At 66.6% G+C, this 24,488-nt stretch carries 22 protein-coding genes; 15 read left to right on the top strand and 7 right to left on the bottom strand.

Translation table 11 applies throughout. The features are described from left to right. Nucleotides 1–7 precede the first annotated feature (7 nt). Nucleotides 8–2,089, bottom strand: a complete 2,082-nt coding sequence (gene tkt, locus ACQ4MJ_RS23180) for a transketolase (protein ID WP_055398465.1) — start codon at nt 2,087–2,089, stop codon at nt 8–10. Between the two features lie 123 nt (nt 2,090–2,212). Between tkt and ACQ4MJ_RS23185 the strand changes: the two genes are divergently transcribed. The 5 genes from ACQ4MJ_RS23185 to pyk all read left to right on the top strand — a co-directional run bounded on the left by ACQ4MJ_RS23185 (nt 2,213) and on the right by pyk (nt 7,128). Beyond that, nucleotides 2,213–2,602 carry an S-adenosylmethionine decarboxylase family protein gene (locus ACQ4MJ_RS23185; protein WP_431151130.1) on the top strand — a complete coding sequence of 130 codons (390 nt, stop codon included), beginning with the start codon at nt 2,213–2,215 and terminating at the stop codon, nt 2,600–2,602. Next, on the top strand, nt 2,599–3,384 hold the full coding sequence (locus ACQ4MJ_RS23190; RefSeq protein ID WP_121508274.1) for a nucleotidyltransferase family protein: 786 nt from the start codon (nt 2,599–2,601) through the stop codon (nt 3,382–3,384). Before ACQ4MJ_RS23185 ends, ACQ4MJ_RS23190 begins: the two co-directional genes overlap by 4 nt. After that, nucleotides 3,381–4,778 (top strand): aminopeptidase P N-terminal domain-containing protein, encoded by a 1,398-nt coding sequence (locus ACQ4MJ_RS23195; RefSeq protein ID WP_431151128.1) that lies wholly within the window; start codon nt 3,381–3,383, stop codon nt 4,776–4,778. The genes ACQ4MJ_RS23190 and ACQ4MJ_RS23195 overlap by 4 nt, the downstream gene beginning before the upstream one ends. 14 nt (nt 4,779–4,792) lie before the next feature. Beyond that, complete coding sequence (locus ACQ4MJ_RS23200; protein ID WP_431151127.1) at nt 4,793–5,578, top strand: CPBP family intramembrane glutamic endopeptidase; 786 nt, start codon at nt 4,793–4,795, stop codon at nt 5,576–5,578. A 113-nt stretch (nt 5,579–5,691) separates the two neighbouring features. Continuing rightward, nucleotides 5,692–7,128: a pyruvate kinase gene (pyk, locus tag ACQ4MJ_RS23205; protein WP_055398460.1), complete on the top strand. Its 1,437-nt coding sequence runs from the start codon at nt 5,692–5,694 to the stop codon at nt 7,126–7,128. 19 nt (nt 7,129–7,147) lie between these two features. Here the strand turns inward: pyk and ACQ4MJ_RS23210 are convergent, their stop codons facing one another. Next, complete coding sequence (locus ACQ4MJ_RS23210) at nt 7,148–7,888, bottom strand: phosphatase PAP2 family protein (RefSeq protein ID WP_431151126.1); 741 nt, start codon at nt 7,886–7,888, stop codon at nt 7,148–7,150. A gap of 79 nt (nt 7,889–7,967) precedes the next feature. Between ACQ4MJ_RS23210 and ACQ4MJ_RS23215 the strand changes: the two genes are divergently transcribed. The 8 genes from ACQ4MJ_RS23215 to ACQ4MJ_RS23250 all read left to right on the top strand — a co-directional run bounded on the left by ACQ4MJ_RS23215 (nt 7,968) and on the right by ACQ4MJ_RS23250 (nt 18,041). Next, the gene (locus ACQ4MJ_RS23215) at nt 7,968–8,675 is read left to right on the top strand and encodes a response regulator transcription factor (RefSeq protein ID WP_431151125.1); all 708 of its coding nucleotides are present in this window, start codon (nt 7,968–7,970) and stop codon (nt 8,673–8,675) included. Next, nucleotides 8,672–10,063: a histidine kinase dimerization/phospho-acceptor domain-containing protein gene (locus ACQ4MJ_RS23220; protein ID WP_431151124.1), complete on the top strand. Its 1,392-nt coding sequence runs from the start codon at nt 8,672–8,674 to the stop codon at nt 10,061–10,063. The genes ACQ4MJ_RS23215 and ACQ4MJ_RS23220 overlap by 4 nt, the downstream gene beginning before the upstream one ends. 79 nt (nt 10,064–10,142) lie before the next feature. After that, nucleotides 10,143–11,207, top strand: coding sequence for a class II fructose-bisphosphate aldolase (gene fba / locus ACQ4MJ_RS23225; protein ID WP_055398457.1), 1,065 nt, complete (start codon nt 10,143–10,145; stop codon nt 11,205–11,207). A gap of 317 nt (nt 11,208–11,524) precedes the next feature. After that, the gene (locus tag ACQ4MJ_RS23230; protein WP_176887415.1) at nt 11,525–12,259 is read left to right on the top strand and encodes a hypothetical protein; all 735 of its coding nucleotides are present in this window, start codon (nt 11,525–11,527) and stop codon (nt 12,257–12,259) included. Nucleotides 12,260–12,322: 63 nt separating this feature from the next. After that, nucleotides 12,323–13,924, top strand: a complete 1,602-nt coding sequence (locus tag ACQ4MJ_RS23235; protein ID WP_431151123.1) for a Re/Si-specific NAD(P)(+) transhydrogenase subunit alpha — start codon at nt 12,323–12,325, stop codon at nt 13,922–13,924. A gap of 35 nt (nt 13,925–13,959) precedes the next feature. Then, nucleotides 13,960–15,372, top strand: a complete 1,413-nt coding sequence (gene pntB, locus ACQ4MJ_RS23240) for a Re/Si-specific NAD(P)(+) transhydrogenase subunit beta (protein WP_426305495.1) — start codon at nt 13,960–13,962, stop codon at nt 15,370–15,372. Nucleotides 15,373–15,463: 91 nt separating this feature from the next. Beyond that, complete coding sequence (locus ACQ4MJ_RS23245) at nt 15,464–17,143, top strand: long-chain-fatty-acid--CoA ligase (RefSeq protein ID WP_121421489.1); 1,680 nt, start codon at nt 15,464–15,466, stop codon at nt 17,141–17,143. 130 nt (nt 17,144–17,273) lie between these two features. Beyond that, a complete protein-coding gene (locus ACQ4MJ_RS23250) occupies nt 17,274–18,041 on the top strand; it encodes a 5'-methylthioadenosine/adenosylhomocysteine nucleosidase (protein WP_431151122.1) in 768 nt (255 codons plus the stop codon). A gap of 293 nt (nt 18,042–18,334) precedes the next feature. On the opposite strand, the gene corA is transcribed toward ACQ4MJ_RS23250, so the two are convergent. The 5 genes from corA to ACQ4MJ_RS23275 all read right to left on the bottom strand — a co-directional run bounded on the left by corA (nt 18,335) and on the right by ACQ4MJ_RS23275 (nt 22,571). Further along, a complete protein-coding gene (gene corA, locus ACQ4MJ_RS23255; protein WP_431151121.1) occupies nt 18,335–19,321 on the bottom strand; it encodes a magnesium/cobalt transporter CorA in 987 nt (328 codons plus the stop codon). 194 nt (nt 19,322–19,515) lie between these two features. After that, the gene (locus ACQ4MJ_RS23260) at nt 19,516–20,298 is read right to left on the bottom strand and encodes a uracil-DNA glycosylase family protein (RefSeq protein WP_431151120.1); all 783 of its coding nucleotides are present in this window, start codon (nt 20,296–20,298) and stop codon (nt 19,516–19,518) included. A 28-nt stretch (nt 20,299–20,326) separates the two neighbouring features. After that, on the bottom strand, nt 20,327–20,806 hold the full coding sequence (gene rimI / locus ACQ4MJ_RS23265) for a ribosomal protein S18-alanine N-acetyltransferase (RefSeq protein WP_121421487.1): 480 nt from the start codon (nt 20,804–20,806) through the stop codon (nt 20,327–20,329). A gap of 19 nt (nt 20,807–20,825) precedes the next feature. After that, nucleotides 20,826–21,542 (bottom strand): tRNA (adenosine(37)-N6)-threonylcarbamoyltransferase complex dimerization subunit type 1 TsaB, encoded by a 717-nt coding sequence (gene tsaB / locus ACQ4MJ_RS23270; protein WP_218301895.1) that lies wholly within the window; start codon nt 21,540–21,542, stop codon nt 20,826–20,828. Nucleotides 21,543–21,572: 30 nt separating this feature from the next. Next, nucleotides 21,573–22,571, bottom strand: a complete 999-nt coding sequence (locus ACQ4MJ_RS23275) for a DMT family transporter (RefSeq protein ID WP_431151119.1) — start codon at nt 22,569–22,571, stop codon at nt 21,573–21,575. A gap of 97 nt (nt 22,572–22,668) precedes the next feature. On the opposite strand from ACQ4MJ_RS23275, the gene dacB reads away from it, so the two are divergent. Continuing rightward, nucleotides 22,669–24,141 carry a D-alanyl-D-alanine carboxypeptidase/D-alanyl-D-alanine endopeptidase gene (gene dacB / locus ACQ4MJ_RS23280; protein ID WP_431151118.1) on the top strand — a complete coding sequence of 491 codons (1,473 nt, stop codon included), beginning with the start codon at nt 22,669–22,671 and terminating at the stop codon, nt 24,139–24,141. Between the two features lie 50 nt (nt 24,142–24,191). After that, nucleotides 24,192–24,461: a SemiSWEET transporter gene (locus ACQ4MJ_RS23285; RefSeq protein WP_055395455.1), complete on the top strand. Its 270-nt coding sequence runs from the start codon at nt 24,192–24,194 to the stop codon at nt 24,459–24,461. The last annotated feature ends 27 nt before the right edge of the window (nt 24,462–24,488 follow it).

Here is a 24,488-nt window from a genome sequence, read left to right on the forward strand (position 1 = left end):
AGAAGTTTTAGCGGGCCTTCTTGGCGGGCTTCAGACGTGCCGCGCCGATGGCGACCAGCACCGCATCGGCCACGTTTTCTTCGGTGAAACCGAAGTGCTTGAACAGCACGGGCGCAGGGGCCGATTCACCGTAGGTGTCGATGCCCACCACGGCAGCGCAGCCGTATTTCCACCAGCCGTCGGTCACGCCCATTTCCACGGCCACGCGGGGCACGCCGGCGGGCAGCACGCTGCTCTTGTACTTGGCGTCTTCACGGTCGAAGGTGGTGGTGCTGGGCATGGAGACCACGCGCACGCCGATCTTCTTGTCGGCCAGCAGGCGCTGGGCCTTGAGGGCCAGTTGTACTTCAGACCCGGTGGCGATGATCACGGCCACGGGCTTCTTCTTGATGCCCACGTCGGCGGGCTCGCTCAGCACGTAGGCGCCGCGCGAGATGTCGCCCAGGTCGCGCTTGGGCGCATAGGGCAGGTTCTGGCGCGACAGGGCCAGCACGGTGGGCTTGTTGCGGTTGGACAGGGCCACGCTCCAGGCCACGGCGGTTTCGGCCGTGTCACCGGGGCGCCAGACGTCCAGGTTGGGGATCAGGCGCAGGCTGGCCACGTGCTCGATGGACTGGTGCGTGGGGCCGTCTTCACCGAGACCAATGGAGTCGTGCGTGAACACGTGGATCACGCGCTGCTTCATCAGCGCGGCCATGCGGATGGCGTTGCGGCTGTAGTCGCTGAACGTGAGGAAGGTGCCGCCGTAGGGGATGAAGCCACCGTGCAACGCCACGCCGTTCATGATGGCGGCCATGCCGAATTCGCGCACACCGTAGTTGATGTGGCGGCCACCGACCTTGTCGCCATTCGCGGCTTCGGTCTTGACCACGTTGCCCTGCATGTCAAAGCGCAGGTTGGGCGTGCTCTTGGTGTTGGTGAGGTTGGAGCCGGTCAGGTCGGCGCTGCCACCCAGCAGCTCTGGCAGGGCGGCGGTGAAGGCTTCCAGCGCCAGCTGGCTGGCCTTGCGGCTGGCCACGGTTTCGCCCTTGGTATGGGCGGCCACCACAGTGTCCACGGCCACCTGGGCAAAGTTGGCGGGCAGGTCGCCGTTCATGCGGCGAGTGAGTTCGGCGGCCAGCTCGGGGAAGGCGGCGGTGTAGGCGGCAAAACGCTCGTTCCAGGCGGCCTCAAAAGCTTGGCCGTTGGCCTTGCAGTCCCAGCTGGCGTACACGTCTTCGGGGATCACGAAGGGTTCGCTGGCCCAGCCCAGGGCTTCGCGGGTCAACGCGATTTCTTCGGCGCCGAGCGGTTCGCCGTGGGCCTTGGCGGTGTTGGCGCGGTTGGGGCTGCCCTTGCCGATGTGCGTCTTGCACACGATCAGGGTGGGGCGCTCGGTCTGCTTCTTGGCTTCTTCGATGGCTGCGGCCACCTTGTCAGCGTCATGGCCGTCGATGGGGCCGATCACGTTCCAGCCGCTGGCCACAAAACGCAGGGGGGTGTTGTCGGCAAACCAGGGAGCGACCTGGCCATCGATGCTGATGCCGTTGTCGTCGTACAGGGCGATCAGCTTGTTGAGCTTCCAGGCGCCTGCCAGAGACACGGCTTCGTGGCTGATACCTTCCATCAGGCAGCCGTCGCCCAGGAAGGCGTAGGTGTGGTGGTCCACCACAGCATGGCCTTCGCGGTTGAACTCGGCGGCCAGCAGCTTTTCGGCCAGCGCAAAGCCCACGGCATTGGTGATGCCCTGGCCCAGCGGGCCGGTGGTGGTCTCGACGCCAGCGGTGTAGCCCACTTCGGGGTGGCCGGGCGTCTTGCTGTGCAGCTGGCGGAAGTTCTTCAGCTCACCAATCGGCAGGTCGTAGCCCGTGAGGTGCAGCAGCGCGTACAGCAGCATCGAGCCGTGGCCGTTGGACAGCACAAACCGGTCGCGGTCAAACCACTGGGGGTTGGTAGGGTTGTGCTTGAGGTGGCGGCTCCACAGCGCCACGGCCATGTCGGCCATGCCCATGGGGGCGCCGGGGTGGCCGGAGTTGGCTTGTTGAACGGCGTCCATGGCCAATGCGCGGATCGCATTTGCCATCTGTTGGGATTGCTGGGTGTTGGCCATGGGGGGAGGCTTCAGGGTGGGTGATTCGGGGGAAACCCGGCATTTTACCGGGGCGGCTTTCGCCCACCTGAATTCGCAGGCTGCAAGCCGGAAGCCCGGTGGCAATGCACTACAGTGCGGGCCATGCAAGGACTGCACCTCACCGCCGATCTCCATGGCTGCCGCTGTGCCCCTGCCTGGCTGCTGGACGCCGCCGCCCTGGGCCACGCCTGTACCGATGCGGTGCACGCCGCCGGGCTGCAGCCCGTGGGGCATTTGTTTCATGAATTTCCGGCCACGGCGCATGGCCCTGGCGGAGTGACTGCTACTGTTTTGCTAGCGGAATCCCACCTGTGCGTGCACACCTGGCCCGAGCAGCGCGCGGTGACGCTGGATGTGTATGTGTGCAATTTCGGCGCCGACCATTCGGCCAAGGCGCGGGCGCTGATGGACGCGCTGCTGGCCCTGTTCGACCCCACCACGGTGGAGCGCCACGCGCTGCAGCGGGGTGCTGTGAACGAGGTGGCGGCATGAGTTCTAGTGCCGCCTCCCATCACCAGGTACCCGCGTTGCTGCTGGCCGCCGGCCGTGGCGAGCGCATGCGCCCGTTGACCGACACCACCCCCAAGCCTCTGCTGCCGGTGCAGGGCCAGCCACTGCTGCAGTGGCACTTGGCGGCGCTGCAGGAGGCGGGTGTGGAGCGGGTGGTGATCAACACCGCGTGGCTGGGGGCGCAGATCAGCGACCATTTTCTAGGTGTTTTCGGCCTTCAGCGCTTGATGGATAAGCGCAAACAGCTATCAATTTCATACTCGCGTGAAGGCGTGGACTTTGGCGGTGCGCTGGAAACCGCTGGTGGCATCGCGCGCGCGCTGCCCCAGCTGGGGCCCGTGTTCTGGCTGGCGGCAGGTGATGTGTTTGCCCCCGACTTCGTGTTCGACAGCGCCGCCGTGGCGGCCTTTGAAGCGAGCCACCACATGGCCCACCTGTGGCTGGTGCCCAATCCGGCGCACAACCCGCGTGGCGACTTTGGCTTGTCGGTAGACGGGCTGGCGCTCAACCTGCCCGCCGACGACCCCGCGCCACGCTACACCTACAGCACCATCGCCCTGTTGCGCGCCGAGCTGTTTGCAGCGCCGTGGTGCGACATTCCGCCCGGAAACCCCAGCGGCATCAAAGCCCCGCTGGCGCCGCTGCTTCGCCGTGCAATGGACAATGGCCGCGTCAGTGCGCAGCTCTACACCGGCCGCTGGACCGATGTGGGCACGCCCGAGCGGCTGGCCGAACTCAACTCCTTTTCTTCCAACGCGCCATGAACACCACCGTGCCTGCCTCTGTCTACGCCCAGCGCCGCGCGCACCTGGCTGCCCAGCTGGGCCCCGGGGGTATCGCCATCATTCCTACGGCGCTGGAGCGCCCACGCAATCGGGACAGCGACTTTCTGTTCCGCCACGACAGCTACTTCTACTACCTGACCGGCTTCACCGAGCCCGGCGCGTGCCTGGTGCTGGCCCACGACGGCCGCAGCACGCTGTTTTGCCAGCCCAAGGACCTGGAGCGCGAGATCTGGGATGGATACCGCCTGGGCCCGGCCGCCGCGCCCGCTGCGTTGGGAGTGGACGCGGCACATTCGATGGCTGAGCTGGACAGCAAGCTGCCGCGCCTGCTCGAAAACACGGGCTGCGTCTGGTACCCGTTTGCCACGCACAGCGGCTTGGCGGCGCGGGTGGAGGGCTGGCTCAACGTGGTGCGCGGCCGTGTGCGCTATGGCGCCATCTGCCCCGCAGAACAGAACGACCTGTGCACGCTGCTCGACGAGATGCGCCTGTTCAAGGACGCGCATGAGCAGGACATCATGCGTCGCGCAAGCAGCATCAGCGCGCAGGCCCACATCCGCGCCATGCAGCGCTCGGCCCGCATGCTGCGCGCCGGGGAGGATGTGCGCGAATACCACCTCGATGCCGAGCTGCTGCATGCGTTCCGAGACGCAGGCTCGCAGTACCCGGCCTACAGCTCCATCGTGGCGGCGGGCGCGAACGCCTGCGTGCTGCACTACCGCGCCGATGCGGCCCCGGTGCGCGATGGCGAGCTGGTGCTGATCGACGCGGGCTGCGAGCTGGACAGCTACGCCAGCGACATCACCCGCACCTTCCCCGCCAACGGCACATTTACACGCCCCCAGCGTGCGCTGTACGACCTGGTGCTGGCCAGCCAGGATGCCGCCGTGGCTGCCACCAAGGCGGGTGCCCGCTTCAACGACCCGCACGACGCAACGGTGGCCGTGCTGGCGCAGGGCATGCTGGACCTGGGCCTGCTTGACAAGAACAAGGTGGGGTCGGCGCAGGACGTGATCGACAAGCGCGCGTACTTCCAGTTCTACATGCACCGCACCAGCCACTGGCTGGGCATGGATGTGCACGACTGCGGCAGCTATGTGGAGCCCGACGAAGTCGGCCAGGTGAGCGAGCGCAAGGACCCGCTTTCGGGTGAGACCATCACCAACCGCCCCAGCCGTGTGCTGCGCCCGGGCATGGTTCTGACCATCGAGCCCGGCATCTATGTGCGCCCCGCCGAGGGCGTGCCTGAGCAGTTCCACAACATCGGCATCCGCATTGAAGACGATGCCATCGTCACGGACACGGGCTGCGAGCTGATCACGCGTGGCGTGCCCGTGAAGGCCGACGAGATCGAAGCGCTGATGCGCGCCTGAGCGTGGGCAAACCCATGGCAGTGGACAACGCTCTGTTGGCGGAATCGGCGGGTGCCCCGGGGCAACCCGCGAAGTGGCGACTGGGCGGTGCGCTGTGGTTGTTGGGCATGCCTGGCGTGGTGGCGGTGGTGTGGGCGCTGCTGCCACCGTTGAAGGCCAACGAGGCGCTGCTGCCGTTGCCGCTCTGGGCGGTGGTGCTGCTCAGCGGGCTGCAGACGGCCGTGTTGCTGGCGCTGGCTGTGGCGGTAGGTGTGTGGCTGGCGCCCCGCGTGGGCCTGCGGGCGCCCGCTGTGTCTGCTTGGCTGGTTGGCCAGCCCATCGGCTCCGCGCTGCGAGCCCAGTCCCTACCCTGCGTGTTGGGCGGTGTGGCGGGCGCCGCATGGCTGTGGGCCTTGTCCTGGGTGATGCCTGCAGCCCTTCAGCCTTCAGACCCTGCCAGCGCCATGCCGCTGGTGGTCAAGCTGCTGTATGGCGGCATCACCGAAGAACTGCTGGTGCGCTGGGGTGTGATGACCTTGCTGCTGTGGCTGGGCTGGCGCGTGGTGCAGCGCGGACAGGGCCAGCCTGGCAAGGGGCTGGTGGCTGGCGCGGTGCTGCTCAGTGCGCTGCTGTTTGCGCTGGGGCATCTGCCTGCCGCGCAGGCGCTGGCGGGCGCATTGACGGCGCCCGTCGTGGTGTTTGTGCTGGTGGGCAACACGGCCTTTGGCCTGGTGGCAGGCTGGCTCTACGCGCGCCACGGGCTGGAGGCGGCGATCCTGGCGCATGTGCTGGCGCATCTGTTGTCATCCCCGTTGCTCTGATGGGGCTTATGGACCGCAGGGCGGATGCAAGGGGTAACTCGCCTGTAACCGCTTCGTGTGAGAATTGAAACTCGATTACATCCACCAGACAAACGAGAGAAAGAGACAAACCCATGCCTACCCGCCGCGCCACCAAGATTGTTGCCACTCTGGGCCCCGCCTCCAGCGACCCGGCACTGCTGGAGGCCATGATCCGAGCGGGGGTGAATGTGGTGCGGCTGAACTTCAGCCACGGCAAGGCGCAGGACCACATCGACCGCGCCGCCACCGTGCGTGCCGCTGCCCAGCGCGCGGGCCGCGAGGTGGCCATCATGGCCGACCTGCAGGGCCCCAAGATCCGCGTGGGCAAGTTTGCCGAGGGCAAGGTGCAGCTGGAGTCGGGCGCCAAGTTTGTGCTGGATGCATCGCGCACCGAACTGGGCGACATCGAAGGTGTGGGGCTCGACTACAAGGAGCTGCCACGCGACGTGAAGGCGGGCGATCTGCTGCTGCTCAATGACGGCCTGATCGTGCTCACGGTGGATGCGGTGCGCGGCGAGGAAGTGCACACCACCGTCAAGGTGGGTGGCGAGCTGTCGAACAACAAGGGCATCAACAAGAAGGGTGGCGGCCTCACGGCACCGGCCCTCACGGCCAAGGACATGGAGGACATCCGCACGGCGATGAGCTTCCAGGCCGACTACGTGGCCGTGAGCTTTCCGAAGAACGCGACCGACATGGAAATGGCGCGCCAGCTGTGCAATGTGGCCGCGTCCGAGTACCGCCACAAGCCGGGCCTGATCGCCAAGATCGAGCGGGCCGAGGCTATTCCGCACCTCGAAGCCATCCTGCGCGTGAGCGACGGGATCATGGTGGCGCGCGGCGACCTGGCGGTGGAAGTGGGCAACGCGGCCGTGCCCGCACTGCAAAAGAAGATGATCCGCATGGCGCGCGAGCTGGACAAGGTCGTCATCACCGCCACGCAGATGATGGAAAGCATGATCACCAACCCCGTGCCCACGCGCGCCGAGGTGAGTGACGTGGCCAACGCCGTGCTGGACGGCACCGACGCCGTGATGCTGAGCGCCGAGACGGCCGCAGGCCGCTACCCGCTCGAAACCGTGGAAGAAATGGCCACCATCTGCGCAGCGGCCGAGGCGGCGGAAGACCATCACCTGGACGCGGACTTCACCGGCCAGACCTTTGGCCGCATCGACCAGTCCATTGCCATGGGCGCACTGTTCACCGCCCACCACCTGGGCGCCAAGGCCATCGTGGCCATGACCGACAGCGGTGCCACGGCGCTGTGGATGAGCCGCCACAGCATCCGCATCCCCATCTATGCGCTCACGCCCAAGGTGACCACGCAGCGCAAGATGGCCATGTACCGCAACGTGCGCCCCCTGCTCATGGACACCAGTGCTGACCGCGATACGGCCCTTGAGCAGGCCGAGCGCCACCTCAAGAACCGCAACATCGTGCAAAAGGGCGATGTCTACGCCATCACCTGCGGCGAACCCATGGGTGCGCCGGGCGGGACCAATATGCTGAAGATCTGCGTGGCGAGCTGAATAGCCAGGTTCTGAGTCGTTAGCTGGCCGCGTGTGGCGGGTCGTTGGCGAGAGACAACGCCGCCAGGCGTGGGCGCAGTGCCAACGCTCCCAGGTCGCACAGCCAGCCCACCATCCAGCAGAGCCAGCCCGTCCACAGCGTGTGGCTCATGAAGTGCGCGCCCCGCACCTGTTGGGCTCCACCCAGCACCAACCCTGCCAGCACCGCCGCAGCCAGCCACCAGCGCGCGGCAGCCGGTGCCTTGTGGCGCAGCGCGAAGTAGCCCCCCACGAAGGCAAAACCCGCAGAGGCATGGCCCGCCGGAAAGCACCGCCCACCGCCGCCATCGACCACGCCCAGCGCCCAGTGGGAGGCATACCGCGCCACACCGCCGAACTCCGCCAGGTCCCAGGGGCAGCTGGTGGTGCTGAGGTTCTTGCCCACGCTCACGGCCGCCAGCGCCAGCAAGGCACTGATGGCCATCTGCAGGCGCTCACCCATATCCAGACGCCGCAACACCCCCCAGGGCCACCAAACGCCCAGCGCCAGCAGCAGCACCAGCAGCCATCCCAGGCGGCGGGCCCCTTCGTGGAGCACCTGCACGAAGAACCATTGTTCTCGCAGTGGGAACCCGTTGGCCGAGCCAAACGCGCGGGCCAGGGGGATGTCTTGCCCGCCAGCGTCCCATGCCACGATGGCGATCAGGATGCCCAGGGTCCACAGGAGCAAGGTACGGTGGTCGTGGGCGAAGCGGCGGGGCGAGGAAGGCGTGGACAGCATTCCACCGACCATAGGGCGCGCCACTTAACGCCGCCTTAATGACCCTGCGCAGGTGGCCGCGCCCGGCGACAATCGCTGCATGCGAATACTCGTTGTCGAAGACGATGCCGGCATTGCCGCAGGCCTGCGCACGAACCTGCAGCAACGTGGCTATGCGGTGGATGTGTGTGATGGCGTGGCCAGTGCCTGGGGGGCGTTGCGCGCGGAGCGCTTTGATGCCGTGCTGCTCGATCTGGGGCTGGTCGACGGTGATGGCGGCGATCTGCTGCGGCGGTTGCGCCTGAGCCCGGCGCCGGGGGGGGCGGCTTCTGCGCAGGTTTTGCCCGATCCCTCCACCCCTGTGCTCATCGTGACCGCCCGTGACCAGGTTCACCAGCGCATTGCGGGGCTGGACCAGGGGGCGGATGACTACCTGGCCAAGCCTTTTGACATGGACGAGCTGGATGCGCGCTTGCGCGCCCTGCTGCGCCGGGCCGCCGGGCGCGCCTCGCCCACCATCCGCTATGGCGATATCGAGATGGACCCTGCGGCGCGCACGGTGCACCAGGGCGGCAAGCTGGTGGAGATGTCGCCCCGGGAGTTTTCGGTGCTGCTGGTGTTGCTGGAGGCGCGGGGGCGGGTGCTCTCGCGCCAGCAGATCGAAGAGCGCCTGTACAGCTGGGATGCGGCCATCGAGAGCAATGCGGTGGAGGTCCACATTCACCACCTGCGGCGCAAGCTGGGCAGCGCATGTATCCAGACCATGCGAGGTGTGGGCTACTTCATGCCCCAGGAGGCGGCCGCATGAGCGCTGCTGCCGCAACGCCCGGGGGGAGTGCGCGCAGGCCGTCGCTGACCCGGCAGCTGCTGCTGTGGTCCCTGGGCGCGCTGGTGCTGGTGTGGGGCAGCTTTGTGTTCATGGGCTACCAGACGGGGGTGCACGAGGCGGATGAACTGACCGACGGGCACCTGGCCAGCGTGGCCGCCCTGTTGCTGAACCTGCGTGCGAACGAGGCTGCCGAGGGGCCCCAGGTCACCCAGCGGGTCGCCACACCCTGGCTCAAATCGCACGACTACCAGCAATCGCTCAGCGTCGTCCAGTGGGATGCGCAGGGGCGTCTGCTCCATCACAGCGGTACGGCGCCCGTTCCTGCTTTCAGCGCCGCCGAGGGGTTCGCCAACATGGCGCTGGGGGCGAAGGGTGTGGTGTGGCGCAGTTTTTCCCAGTGGGACGCGGCACGCACGCACAAGATCATGGTGCTGCTGGAGCTGCGCGAGCGCGACGAGCTGGCCCAGGACATTGCCGAGCAGATGATCGAGCCTGGCCTGTGGTTGCTGCCCGTGGTGTCCCTGGCTCTCGGGCTTGCGCTGTGGCGCGGTCTGCGCCCGCTGTATGCCCTGTCGGCCGACGTGGCGGCGCTCGACCCCGCCAGCACCCAGCGCCTGGCGTCACGCCATGCCTGGAACGAGTTCGAGTCCGTGGTCGCATCGATCAACACCCTGTTGGACCGCCAGCAGGCGGCGATGGTGCGCGAGCGCCGGCTGGCCAATGAAGTCGCGCACGAATTACGCACGCCCCTGTCCTCCATTGCGCTGCAGGCCAGTGCTTTGGGCGGCGAACTGGATGCGGCCGCCCGGGCGCAGGCCATCGCCCGCATTGGCCAGGATGCCCTGCGTGCAGGGCATGTGCTCAACCAGCTGCTGGCCCTGGCGCGCGCGAGCCGGGCCGAACTGCATGAGGCCAAGGCGCCGGTGGATCTGTGCGCGGTGGCGCGCCAGGTGTGTGCCGACTATGCCCAGGCGGCCTGGCAGCGGGGCAACGACATCGCACTGTCGGCGCCACCGGCGCTGTGGGTGTCTGGGCATGCGCTGCTGCTGGACATCGCGGCGCGCAATCTGGTGGAGAACGCGCTCAAACACACACCAGACGGCACGCACATCGCCGTGCAGGTAGGTGCTTCTGACGGGGCGGGTGCATGGCTGCAGGTGTGCGACGACGGCGCGCGGCGCCAGGGCGATGCGTCTGTCGCTCCGGGGCCGAAAAACCCCTCGGACAGCCTGCATCTGGGCCACGAGATCCTGCGGCGGGTCGCAGACATTCATGGTGGCTATTTCGGGCCAGCGCCAGCCGCCCCGCCCTTTACCACCTGTTTTCGGTTGGATTTGCCCCCTTCGGCGGTCACGCCCCCCGGTTAAAATTGCGAGTTACCAAGCGGTTACCACCGCCAAGCCCGGCTTACAGCGCCTTCCCCAACCCTCAACGGACCCTACGACCATGCCCCTCGTTTCGATGCGCGAACTGCTCGACCATGCCGCTGCCAACAGCTATGGCATCCCTGCCTTCAACGTCAACAACCTGGAGCAGGTCCAGGCCGTCATGGCCGCCGCCGACGAAGTGGGCGCCCCGGTCATCCTGCAGGCCAGCGCCGGTGCCCGCAAATATGCGGGTGAGCCCTTCATCAAGCACCTCATCCAGGCAGCGGTCGAGGCCTTCCCGCACATTCCGCTCGTCATGCACCAGGACCACGGCACTTCGCCCAAGGTCTGCCAGGGCGCCATCGACCTGGGCTTTGGCTCGGTGATGATGGACGGCTCGCTGATGGAAGACGGCAAGACGCCTTCCTCCTTCGAGTACAACGTGGAAGTGACCCGCAAGGTGGTGGACATGGCGCACAAGGTGGGCGTCACGGTCGAAGGCGAACTGGGCTGCCTGGGCAACCTGGAAACCGGCGAAGCCGGTGAAGAAGACGGTATTGGCGCTGAAGGCAAGCTCGACCACAGCCAGATGCTGACCGACCCTGAAGAAGCCGCCGTGTTCGTCAAGGCCACGCAACTGGACGCCCTGGCCATTGCCATCGGCACCAGCCACGGCGCCTACAAGTTCAGCCGCAAGCCCACGGGCGACATCCTGGCCATCAGCCGCGTCAAGGAAATCCACCAGCGCATCCCCAACACCCACCTGGTAATGCATGGCTCCTCGTCGGTGCCCGCCGAGTTGCTGGCCATCATCAACCAGTACGGCGGCAAGATGAAGGAAACGTACGGCGTGCCGGTCGAGGAAATCCAGGAAGCCATCAAGCACGGCGTGCGCAAGATCAACATCGACACCGACATCCGCCTGGCCATGACCGGCGCGGTGCGCAAGTTCCTGGCTGAGAACCCCGACAAGTTCGACGCCCGCGAATGGCTCAAGCCTGCCCGCGAAGCTGCCAAGCAGGTCTGCAAGCAGCGTTACCTGGAGTTCGGCTGCGAAGGCCAGGGCAGCAAGATCAAGGGCCTGAGCCTCCAGGTTGTGGCAGCCCAGTACGCTGCGGGTACGCTGGCCCAAGTGGTGAACTGATCGTTGGCATGAGGCCCTGCGGGGCCGCTGCCCAGCCTGGCTGCGTTGTGCTGCCAGGCTTTTTTTTGCCTGTCTGCATGCGGAGACTGGGGAGTTCCCTCTACAGCAGACAAAGGTGACAGCGACAAGATCTTCTTCATGTAAGCTCACGGTCAGCTTGCCCACCGGCAGCGCCGCAAGAAGTGTCCGATACCAGGGCGCTTTCAACACATTTCTCACCAGCTACACCGAGCTGGTTGTTGCATGGCAGAAGCCGTCGATGGACGGACTCGGGTGCCGTGGGATGATTGAAGGCGAATTCGTATGAACCTTTCTCTATGACTCTGACAATTTCAAAGTTCCGGCGGCTGTTGCCTCTCTTGCCTGTGTTGGCCGTGACGGTGTTCACGGTGGCGTGCGCGCCCCTGACCGTTCCTCCCAAGTCCGAATATCCCGTGGGTCGCGCCCGTCTGGTGTTGCCGCCGGGGGCGTGGCAGGACCTGGGAACCTCCGAAGAAGCCACATCCAGCCCCGCAGGCCGTACCCCGCTCCAGACGCGTGCGGTGGCGCTGCGGGGTGCACAAGGCGAATGGCTGGCTGCGGTGCGCGTGCAGACCAACCGCACCGGCGATCTGCGCGGGTCTCCGCAAGGGGTGGGGTACTGCCCGCCGCAACAGGACGTCGTGGTCAAAGATCCCGCGGATGGCAGCCCCGTGCGCGCCGACTGCCTGCGCTTCAAGCTTTGGGCGAGCAGCCCCAAGTGGCTTGAAAAGAACCGACCCGATCTGGGCCAATGGATGGCCAGCCGCCAGATCGCGCTAAGCACCCCCTATGCGCATGTGAGCTACCGCTATGTCACCGAAGCGGGTGTCTGGGTGGCGGTGGATGCCCTGGTGGACCAGCGGCTGATCAGCGTCCGACCGCGCAACAACGAAGAGTTCCTGGTCGCAGGTCTGCCCTTCCAGCAGTGGGCCTATGACCTGGCCCAGGCTGTGCGCCTGAGCGCCGGCATGGTGGACGGCCACCTGGCCATTCCGCCTTTCCCGTTCCCCACGCCCACATCCAGGCCCTAGCTCGCCAGTTCTCCCCTGCCTGGCGGCCTTGCATAACGATTACGAAACTCGAGGAGACCTCTAATGCAGACAACCCCCGTCCCGCAGCCGCAGCGTATCGGCGTGCCCAGGGAGACCTTCCCCGGTGAAAAACGCGTGGCCACAGTGCCCGATGTGGTGGAAAAGCTGATCAAGCTGGGCTTCGCGGTCAATGTGGAGTCGGGGGCTGGGGATGGCGCCAATTTCAGCGATGACGCCTACCGCGCCGCCGGGGCTCAGATCGTGGGCGACGCTGCCGCGCTGTGGGCTGCATCCGATATCGTCTTCAAGGTGCGCCCGCCCAGCAGCGACGAAGTGGCGCTGATGCGCGAGGGTTCGACGCTCATCGATTTCATCTGGCCCGCCCAGAACCCGGAACTGATGCAGCAGTTGGCCGCGAAGAAGGCGACGGTGCTCGCCATCGACTGCCTGCCACGTACGCTCTCCCGCGCGCAGAAGATGGACGCGCTCACCTCCACCGCAGGCGTCAGCGGCTACCGCGCCGTCATTGAGGCGGCCAACGCCTTTGGCCGCTTCTTCAACGGCCAGATCACGGCGGCGGGCAAGGTGCCGCCCGCCAAGGTGTTCATTGCAGGTGCTGGCGTGGCGGGTCTTGCGGCCATTGGCACGGCGGCCAATCTGGGCGCCATCGTGCGCGCCAACGACACACGTGCCGAGGTGGCCGACCAGGTCAAGTCGCTGGGCGGTGAGTTTGTCAAGGTGGACTACGAGGAAGAAGGCTCGGGCGGCGGCGGTTACGCCAAGGTCATGAGTGAGGGCTTCCAGGCCGCGCAGCGCAAGATGTACGCGGAGCAGGCGAAAGACGCCGACATCATCATCACCACCGCGCTGATCCCCGGCAGGCCCGCGCCCAAGCTCATCACGGCCGAGATGGTGCAGAGCATGAAGCCCGGCAGCGTGATCGTGGACATGGCCGCCGAGCAAGGCGGCAACTGTGAGCTGACGGTGCCCGGCCAGGCCGTGGTGCGCCATGGCGTGACCATCGTCGGCTACACCGACCTGGCTTCGCGCTTGGCCAAGCAGTCGTCCACCCTTTATTCCACCAACCTGCTGCGCCTGACAGAAGAGCTGTGCAAGGCCAAGGACGGCGTGGCCGTGGTCAACATGGAGGATGACGCGATCCGGGGCCTTACCGTGGTCAAGGATGGTGCCATCACCTGGCCTGCGCCACCGCTCAAGCAGGCCCCTGCACCGGCACCCAAGGCTGCGGCGGCACCCGTGGCCGCCAAGAAATCCAGCCATGGCCCCGGTGCTCCCATGTCCGCCAAGACGCTGACCATTGTTTTTGCCGTGCTGGCCGTGCTGTTCTGGGCCATCGGTGCCTATGCGCCTGTGGCCTTCCTGGGGCACTTCACGGTGTTCGTGCTGGCCTGTTTCATCGGCTACATGGTGGTGTGGAACGTCACGCCTGCGCTGCACACGCCGCTGATGAGCGTGACCAACGCCATCTCCAGCATCATCGCCATCGGCGCGCTGGTGCAGATTGCGCCGCCCGACGCGGGCATCAATGGGCGCCCTGATGGGCTCATCCTGTGGCTGGCCTTTGCCGCCCTGGTGCTCACGGCCGTCAACATGTTCGGTGGCTTTGCGGTCACGCGCCGCATGCTCGCCATGTTCCGCAAGTAATCCGATAACGACAAGAACAACGAGGAGCACAGAACATGTCCCAAAGTCTCGCTACCGTGGCCTACCTGGGCGCGGCCATTTTGTTCATCCTGAGCCTGGGCGGGCTCTCCAACCCCGAAACCTCGCGCCGGGGCAACCTGTTCGGCATGGTCGGCATGGCGCTGGCCGTGCTGGCCACGGTGTTCGGCCCGCGCGTCAGCCCCGCAGGGGTGGCCTGGATCGTCGGCGCGCTGGTCATTGGCGGCGGCATTGGCCTGTATGCGGCCAAGGTCGTCAAGATGACGCAGATGCCGGAGCTGGTCGCGCTCATGCACAGTCTGGTGGGTCTTGCGGCCTGCCTGGTGGGGTTTGCCAGCTATGTGGATACCTCGATCCAGCTGCAAGGCGCGGAGAAGATCATCCACGAGGTGGAGATCTATGTCGGCATCCTGATCGGCGCCATCACGTTCAGCGGATCACTGATCGCCTTTGGCAAGCTCAACGGCAAGATCGGTGGCAAGCCGCTGTTGCTGCCCGGCCGCCACTGGATGAACCTGGCTGCGCTGCTGATCGTGATCTGGTTTGGCCGCGAGTTTTTGCGCGCCGAAACCATCGAGCAGGGCATGGTGCCGCTGATGGTGATGACGGCGATCGCGCTGCTGTTCGGCATCCACATGGTGATGGCCATCGGTGGCGCTGACATGCCGGTGGTGGTGTCCATGCTCAACAGCTACTCGGGTTGGGCAGCGGCGGCCACGGGCTTCATGCTGTCCAACGACCTGCTCATCGTCACGGGCGCGCTCGTGGGCTCCTCGGGCGCCATCCTGTCCTACATCATGTGCAACGCGATGAACCGCAACTTCATCAGCGTGATCGCGGGCGGCTTTGGCTCGGGCGCTGGAACTCCCGCCAAAAAGGGCGAGGCAACCGAGCCGCAGGGCGAGGCCGTACCCGTCAGCTCCGCCGAGACGGCCGAGCTGCTGCGCGACGCCAAGAGTGTGATCATCGTGCCCGGCTACGGCATGGCTGTGGCCCAGGCCCAGCACACGGTGTACGAGATCACCAAGACCCTGCGCGAGAAGGGCGTGGATGTGCGCTTTGCCATCCACCCCGTGGCAGGCCGCATGCCCGGCCACATGAACGTGCTGCTGGCCGAGGCCAAGGTGCCCTACGACATCGTGATGGAGATGGACGAGATCAACGAGGACTTCCCGAATGCCGACGTGGCCATGGTCATCGGCGCCAACGACATCGTGAACCCGAGCGCGCTGGACGATCCGTCCAGCCCCATCGCCGGCATGCCGGTGCTCGAAGTGTGGAAGGCCAAGACCTCGATCGTGATGAAGCGCTCCATGGCGTCGGGCTATGCGGGGGTGGACAACCCTCTGTTCTACAAGGACAACAATCGCATGCTGTTTGGCGACGCCAAGAAAATGCTCGACGAAGTTCTTTCCGCGCTCAAGGGGTGACGGGCATAATTCCACCGCAAAAAAAGCACGACCGTGCTGTTAGGCGCAGCACGGATTTCACGACCTCAATAAAACTTATCAGGAGACAACAATGACCCATCGCCCCTGGCTGACTGCCTATCCGCAAGGCGTCCCCGCAGACATCGACACCACGCAATACCCGTCGCTCGTGGCCCTCATGGACGAGGCGTTCACCAAGTACGCTGGCCGCGTGGCCTACAGCTTCATGGGCAAGGAAGTGACCTATGCCCAGACCGACTCCCTGAGCAGTGCGTTTGCGGCCTACCTGCAGGGCCTGGGCCTGGTCAAGGGCGACCGTGTGGCCATCATGATGCCCAACGTGCCGCAGTATCCCGTCACGGTGGCCGCCATCCTGCGCGCAGGTTTTGTGGTGGTCAATGTGAACCCGCTGTACACGCCGCGCGAACTGGAGCATCAGCTCAAGGACTCGGGTGCCAAGGCCATCGTCATCATCGAAAACTTCGCCACCACGCTGCAAAGCTGCATTGCGAACACGCCCGTCAAGCACGTGGTGCTGTGCGCCATGGGCGACCAGTTGGGCCTGCTCAAGGGCGCGCTCGTCAACTATGTGGTGCGCAACGTCAAGAAGATGGTGCCCGCCTACAACCTGCCGGGTGCCGTGCGCTTCAATGACGCGGTGGCCCAGGGCACGCGCGGCACGCTCAAGAAGCCCGACATCAAGCCCGACGACATCGCGCTGCTGCAATACACCGGCGGCACCACGGGTGTGAGCAAGGGCGCCGTGCTGCTGCACCGCAACGTGATCGCCAACGTGCTGCAGTCCGAGGCGTGGAACGACCCCGTGATGAAGAAGGTGCCCGCAGGCGAGCAGCAGACCAGCATCTGCGCGCTGCCGCTGTACCACATCTTTGCGTTCACCGTGAACATGATGCTGAGCATGCGCACGGGCGGCAAGACCATCTTGATCCCCAACCCGCGCGACCTGCCTGCCGTGCTCAAGGAACTGTCCAAGCACACCTTCCACAGCTTCCCGGCCGTGAACACGCTGTTCAACGGCCTGGCCAACCACCCCGATTTCAATACCGTCAACTGGAAGAACCTCAAGGTCTCGGTAGGCGGGGGCATGGCCGTGCAGGGCGCCGTGGCCAAACTGTGGCTGGAGAAGACCGGCTGCCCCATCTGCGAAGGCTACGGCCTGTCGGAGACCAGCCCCTCGGTCAGCTGCAACCCCGTGACCGCCAAGGAGTTCACGGGCACCATTGGCGTGCCGCTTCCCGGCACCCTGATGAAGCTGATCGACGACGACGGCAAGGAAGTCACCACCCTCGGCCAGCCCGGCGAGATCGCGATCAAGGGCCCGCAGGTGATGGCCGGGTACTGGCAGCGCCCCGATGAAACCGCCAAGGTCATGACCGACGACGGCTTCTTCAAGTCTGGCGACATCGGTGTCATGGACGAGCGCGGCTTCTTCAAGATCGTGGACCGCAAGAAGGACATGGTGCTGGTCAGCGGCTTCAACGTCTACCCCAACGAGGTGGAAGAGGTCGTGGCCAACTGCCCCGGCGTGCTCGAATGCGCCGTGGTGGGCGTGCCTGACGAGAAGACCGGTGAAGCCGTCAAGCTCGTGATCGTCAAGAAAGACCCCGCGCTCACCGAAGCGCAGGTCAAGGAGTTCTGCCGCGCTGAACTCACGGGCTACAAGCAGCCCAAGGTCATCGAGTTCCGCACCGAGCTGCCCAAGACCCCCGTGGGCAAGATCCTGCGCCGCGAGCTGCGCGATAAGAAATGACCATCCCCCTGAGCCGCTTCGCGGCTTCCCCCTTCTCTCGGCTCGCGCCGGGAAGGGGGACGACGCCAGCGGCCTGGCGAAGCCAGTTCCACGGCGTCCGCTGGTATGGGTCGTGTCGGTTTCGTAGGCCATGACCACCGCCATCCTCAGCGCCTTGCCCGAAGAGCAAAGCTCGCTGGTTGATCACCTCTTGCACCCTCAGCGGGTGATGCACGCAGGCCGGGCTTTCTGGCTGGGTGATCTGCAGGGCCGCCCGGTGGTGTTGGCGCTGTCGGGTATCGGCAAGGTGGCGGCGGCCACCACGGCCACGGCGCTCATTGAGCGGTTCGGTGTGGCGCGCATCGTCTTCACCGGGGTTGCGGGCGGTGTGGGCGATGGCGTGAATGTGGGCGACGTGGTGGTAGCGCAGGACTACCTGCAGCACGACATGGACGCCTCGCCCCTGTTCCCCCGCTGGGAAGTGCCCGGCTACGCACGCAGCCGCCTGGCCTGCGACACTGCACTGTCTGCTATTCTTTTGGAAGCTGCTTGCGCTTGTGTATCAAGCGCTAGTGGTCAATTGGGCTTGAAATCTACGCCGCAAAACGCACCAGAAGGCGGCCTGCACCGCGCACACCACGGCCTGATCGCCAGCGGGGACCGTTTTGTCTCTGCCGCCGATGAGTCCCACCGTCTGCGCACGATCTTGCGCGACGCCGGGCACGACGTGCTGGCCGTAGAAATGGAAGGCGCCGCCGTCGCCCAGGTGTGCCACGACTACGGCATCCCCTTCGCCGCTGTGCGCACCATCTCCGACCGCGCCGACGACACCGCGCACGTGGACTTCCCCCACTTCGTGCAGACCGTAGCCAGCCGTTACGCCGAACACATGGTGCTGGCGTTTTTGCGAATGCTATGAAATTAATAGCTACTAGCGCTTGATGAATAAGCGCTAGAGGCCAATTTGGCTCATTTCCTGCGTTGAGGTAGCCGACGAAGCGATGATCCGCCTTGTCCAGGCTGCGACAAGCTCAGCCCGAACGGGCAGGGCGTGGATTCAAAGAATCAGCAAGAGCCTGAGGGGCGACAAAGTACGCCTCCGCACCGTGAAACCGGCGCGCCCCAAAACCCAGCGCCACCGCGGAACCGGCTCTGCCGGGCCGCTGGAGGCGTCCCCCCTCGGGGGGGAAGGCGCGCAGCGCCACAGGGGGGCTACTTCAACCAGCCGCGCTTGCGGAAATACCACATGGGGCCCAGTGCACTGGCCACCATCAGCGCAAGCGCATACGGGTAGCCCAGCGACCAGTCCAGCTCGGGCATGAACTTGAAGTTCATGCCGTACACGCTGGCGATCAGCGTGGGCGGCAGCAGCGCCACGCTGGCCACCGAGAAGATCTTGATGATCTTGTTCTGGTTGATGTTGATGAAACCAACCGTGGCGTCCATCAAGAAGTTGATCTTGTCGAACAAAAACGCCGTGTGGTTGTCCAGCGATTCGATGTCGCGCAGGATCTGGCGGGCTTCTTCGAACTGCTCGGAGTTGAGCATCTTGCTGCGCATCATGAAGCTCACGGCGCGGCGGGTGTCCATCACGTTGCGGCGGATGCGGCCGTTCAAGTCTTCCTGGCGCGCGATGGCGGCCAGCACTTCACCGGCGCGGGTGTCAGTCACGTCGCCTGCCAGCACCTGCTTGCTCACAGCCTCGAGCTCGTCGTAGATGTTCTCAAGCGTATCCGCCGAGTACTCGGCATCGGCGTCGAACAGCTTGAGCAGCACTTCCTTGGCATCTTCGATGAGACCGGGCGCGCGGCGCGCGCGCATGCGCAGCAGGCGAAACACGGGCACATCTTCGTCGTGGATGGAAAACAGCACGCCCCGGCTCTTGAGGTTGGCGTTGTGCTGGTTCAGGATGAAGGCCACGCGCACCGAGCGGGGGTCTTCGTCGTCGTCGATCAAGAAGTCGCTGCGAATGTGCAGCTCGCCGTTGTCTTCTTCGTAGAAGCGGGCGGATTCCTCGATGTCCTCGTCCATCGCATCCTCGGGGATGGACAGGCCGTAGTGCTGCTTGATCCAGCGTTTTTCTTCGAGCGTGGGGGCTTCAAGGTCCACCCAGATCGGCTGGAACTTGGTCAGCTCTTCCAGCGATTCGATCTCTTCCTGGAAAAGCCGGCCATTGGCAAGCGTGAAGATGTTGAGCATGGGCTCACTCCCTTGTTGTGTGGCATCTGCGGTGTGGGGGATCGGGTGCTTTCAACCCCACAGCAGGCCGGGGAGCTGAAAGCTACCAACTCGGGTAGGTTTCCAAGGAGCTTTCTCCGTAAAAAATGAACAGGCGGCGGATTATGGCACTGCAGCCGCCGTGGAATCGCTGCAAATGTCCGAACCCGCCGTGGTCAGCCCGGCGAGGCCTGGCGCACGATGGCCAGCGCCCGGCACAGATCGGCCCAGGCAGCGGCCTTGACATCCTGTGAACGCAAGAGAAACGCAGGGTCGTAGGTCACCACGGCGGGGCATCCCGCCAGCTGGTGCGGGCCCGCGCGAAGGCGGCCCAGCGGCTCGGTGCGCCCCAGCGCCGCCCGCGCCGCCACATGGCCCAGCACCAGGACCAGGGCGGGTTGCAGTGCCGCCACGGCGTCGGCCAGCGCGGCGGGCGTGGGGTTGTCACCCCCGGTTTCCGCGCCGGGGGCGGTGCGCTCCAGCGCAGCCAGGAACACGCGCGGGTGCTTGTGCAGTTGCATGGCGCGCAGCATGTTGTCCAGCAGCCGGCCTGCGTCGCCACCCAGCGGTTCGCCCGGCGTGAGGCTTTCGGTCACGATCAGCCAGCCAGCGCCCAGCCCGGCCGGGGTCTGCGAGGGGTCGGCGTTGGGGTACAGCACTTGGGGCGCATGCAGCCGCAAGCTGGGTATGGCGGGTGTTGCGCCTGCGTTCTCTACCGCAGGTGCCGGTGCGGGTGCTCGCGGGGCCGCTGGCTGGGGCGCTCGCGCAGCAGGAGGGCTGGCCACGGCGGGTGCCGGGGCGGTGGGGGGCGCCATGCGGGCGGCAGGGGCGGGCGCCGCCACGGCGACGGCGGGGGCCCCGGCTGTGGTGCGGGCTACGGGTGCCTCCGGCTGCACCCACACGGTGACGCCCATTTCTTGCAGCATGGCGCGCTGCCGCGCATCGAGGTGAAGGCTCATGGAAAAAAGGGCCGGTTGAAGGTGTTGCTCACAGTGCCAGGCTCATGACCACGGCATCTTCGCGCTGGCCCAGGTCCGCGGGGTAGTAGCGCTTGCGTTCGCCCACGCGTCGGAACCCGTGTGTCTGGTAGATGTGCTGGGCGCGCAGGTTGCTCACGCGCACCTCCAGCCACAGCCACTGGGCGCCGCGCCCGCGTGACCACAGGGCCAGCGCGTCCAGCAGCACCCGCGCCCAGCCCTGGCGCTGGAACTCGGGGGTGACGGTGATGTTGAGCAGGTGCACCTCGTCCACCCCCATCATGGCCACGAAGTAGCCGAGCAGGTGTTCGTCCGCCATCAGCACCTGTGCCTGGTAGCCCGATGCCATGGCATCGGTGAAGTTGCCGCGTGTCCAGGGGTGCGAATAGGCACGTTGTTCCACCGCCAGCACGGCATCCAGCCGCGCGAGCGTGAGGGCTTCAAAGCGCGCCTCGGGCGCGCCGGCAGACGGGGTGGGCAGGGCGCTCATGGGGTCTGGCGGAAAGGATTCACAGAGGAGCGGGCACCGCCTGGGCGGCGCGCAGCGCAGCCCGCTCGGCGGTGGTTTGTGCCACTTTATCGCGGATGTAGCGCGGCAGCGCATCGCTGGCCGGCACACCTTCGCCCGCTGCCAGCAAGGCCGGTGCCAGGCGCAGCAGCGCCGTGGCTGTGGGCAGCGCGGCCACGTGGGCGGCCATGGGCGCCAGCCGCTCGCCATAGGGCGTGCGCGCATTGCCCGCCACCGTCCACCCTGCGGGGGCAAGCACGGATTCCGGTGCGCCCAGGCCAAAGTCGGCCTCGGTGTGCCAGCGGCCCTGGGCGGCGACCCATTCGCAGCGCGCGTGGTAGACCTCGTCCATGCGCGCGTCCAGCACCGCCACCACCTGCGTGCAGCTGTGCGCGTGGCGCGCTTCCTCGGCTACGGCCAGCAGGGTGTCCACGGGCAGCACCGGCACACCCTGGCCCCCGCGCGCGCCAAACGCCAGCCCCTGGGCCACGGCGCAGGCGGTGCGCAGGCCGGTGAAGGAGCCTGGGCCCCGGCCAAACACAATGGCCTCCAGCGTGTCGAACGACAGGCTGGCCTGCGCCATCAGGCTGCGCACCGTCGGGATCAGGGTGGCCGACGCTTGCGCGCCCCCGGGGCCCGTGTGCTGCCACACGGCATCCCCGTGCTGGACGGCAATGGATAGGGTGTCGGTGCTGGTGTCGAAAGCAAGCAGATTCATGGGGCCAGTGGGGTTGCGCGGCAAAGGAGGTCAGGGGACGGTAGGGCCAGGCGCGGGCGTGGGCGGGGTGACCGCAGGCGCCTGGCTACTGCGCAGCACGCCCAGCAGGATACCGGCAGTCACCAGCAGCAGGCCGGCGACGAGGTTCCAGTACATCGGCTCGTCCAGAAAAATCACCGCGCCGATGGCCGAGAGGCCGGGCACCAGGGCCGTGATCATGGTGGAGCGCACAGGGCCATAGTGCTGGATCATGCGGGTGAAGCCAATGCCCGAGATCACCACCGACCCGCCACCTTGGAACGCCATGTGAAAGACGATCTCGCTCCACGGCGCAATGGCCAGGTGGCTGGTGACGGTTCCCAGCGCAATCAGCAGGGCATAGCTGGGAACATAGACCAAGCAGGCAAACGCGGTGATGGCGATGGTGGCCTGCACGGCGTCCACCGCGTGGCGCCGGGCCAGCACGCTGTAGGTGGCCCAGCAGGAGGCGGCCAGCATGAACAGCACGTCGCCCTTCCACACATCACCGCCCGAAAACGCTGCCAGCAGGCTGCGCCCGCCCACCAGCAGGTCGCCTGCCACGATCAGCGCCAGGCCCGCCGCGCGCAGCGGGGTGATGTGGTCGCGCAGCAGCACGGCGGCGAGCAGCGCCGTCCACAGCGGCAGGCTGCCCGGCATGAGCACTGCTGCATGGGTGGCGGGCGCGTGGAAGAACCCCGCATAGGCCAGCATGGCGTAGAGCAGACCGCCAAAGCTGCCCAGCAGCACCGTGGTGCACAGCGGCAGGGGCGAGATACCTGCCAGGCTGGAGGGCGGGGCCGCAGAGCCCAGTGCTGTGGTGCGCTGCCGCACCATCCACCAGCCCCAGGGCAGCAGGACCAGGCTGGCGCCCACGATGCGCAGCAGCGCAATGTCGAACGGGGTGAGCGTGCGCTGGGCCGAGGCGCGGGCAATGACGATGAAACCCGTCCAGATGGTGACCGTCACGACTGCCGCCAGCAGGCCGATGGCACGAGGAGAAAAACGCATCGGAGGATTATCGGTGGGTGGGGGCGGCGGCGCCTGCAGCGGGTCTGGACGCAGGCGCGACCCAGGTGGGCTTCCTGCCGGGCGATAGACTCGCTCCATGCTTTTGCTTCCTGTTTTTTGGCGCCGCGCTGCGCTGCGTGGGGCCCTGGGTGTTGTTGTGGCCTGGTTGGCTCTGGTGGGGGCTGTTGACACGGCCCAGGCCCAGGCGGCGGCGCCCGCCACCCCGCTGCCGCCCGAGGTCGAAGCCGCCCTGGCCCGCGCCAGGTTGCCGCGCGAGGCCCTGTCGGTGATGGTGGTGGATGCCCAGGGAGGCAAGACTTCGCCTGTGCGCCTGGCGCACCGTGCGCAGTTGCCGGTGAACCCGGCATCGGTGATGAAGCTGGTGACCACTTACGCCGCGCTGGAGCAACTGGGCCCCGCCTATGTGTGGAACACCCCGGTCTATCTGCAGGGCACGGTGCAGGACGGCAGCCTGCGGGGCAACGTCTACATCCAGGGCCAGGGAGACCCCAAGCTGGTCATGGAGCGGCTGTGGCTGCTGATGCGCCGCCTGCAGGGCCAGGGCATCCAGGTCATCGTGGGCGACATCGTGCTCGACCGCACCGCCTTTGAGGTGCCCGACCACGATCCGGCGCGATTTGATGGCGAGCCCCTGCGCCCCTACAACGCCGCGCCCGACGCGCTGCTGCTCAACTACAAATCGTCGGTGATGACCTTTGTGCCGGATGCCGCCGCAGGCCTGGCGCGCATTCAGTACGACCCACCCCTGGCGGGCGTGGCGCGCCAGGCCACCGTGGCGCTGGGCGCGCCGGGCACCGAGTGTGGCGACTGGCGTGGTGCCTTGCGGGCGGAGCTGGCCGACCCTGCCAAGGTGAGCTTTCAGGGCGTGTACCCCGCGTCCTGCGGGGAGCGGGTGTGGCCCGTGGCCGCCGCCGACCCGCGCGGCTTTGCGGCGAAGGCCGTGGAGGGCATGTGGCGCGAACTGGGCGGCAAGCTCACGGGCAGCGTGCGCGAAGGCAAGGTGCCTGCGGGTCTCAAGCCCGCGTTTGTGGTCACGTCGCCAGCCTTGGCCGAGGTCGTGCGCGACGTGAACAAGTACAGCAACAACGTCATGGCGCAGCATGTGTTTCTGACCCTTGCGCTGCAAAAGAACGGCGTGGCCACCTTCGACGGCGCCCGCGAGGCACTGCGCCAGTGGTGGGTATCGCGCATGGGGGACGCAGAGCTGCCGCTGGCAGACAACGGCGCGGGGCTCAGCCGCGATGCGCGCATCACCGCCCAGGCACTGGCGCGCATGCTGCAGGTGGCCTGGGTATCGCCCGTGATGCCGGAGCTGGTGGCGTCGCTGCCCATCTCCGGGGTGGACGGCACGCTGCGCCGCAGCCAGAGCCGTGCGGGCACGGCGCACCTCAAGACGGGCAGCCTGCGCGATGTGATGGCCGTGGCCGGTTACGTGCACGCGACCAGCGGGCGGCGGTATGTGCTGGTGGCCGTGGTCAACCATGCCAATGCCGGCGCTGCACGGCCCGTGCTCGACAGCCTGATCGACTGGACCGCGCGCGACCAGTGAATAATGCGCACTCGCGCAGCCATCCGCCGCGCAGTCACCCGCCTCCCTTCATGTCCACCACCGAGCTGATCGGCTACGTTGCCGCCTTCCTGACCACCTGCAGCTTCGTTCCGCAGGCCCTGCACACCTTCCGCACGCGCGATGTCCGGGGCATCTCTCTGGGCATGTACAGCGTGTTCACGGCGGGGGTGGCGCTGTGGCTGGTGTATGGCGTCGTCCTCGCGGCGTGGCCCATCGTGGTGGCCAACGCCATCACGCTCGCGCTGGCGGGGACGATCCTGGGGATGAAGCTGGTCTACGGGGCGCGCGGCCATCGTTGAGCGGCCGCTGCTGGCGGGCTGCTGTCA

This window comes from Acidovorax facilis (assembly GCF_050626955.1).
GTDB lineage: Bacteria > Pseudomonadota > Gammaproteobacteria > Burkholderiales > Burkholderiaceae_C > Acidovorax > Acidovorax facilis.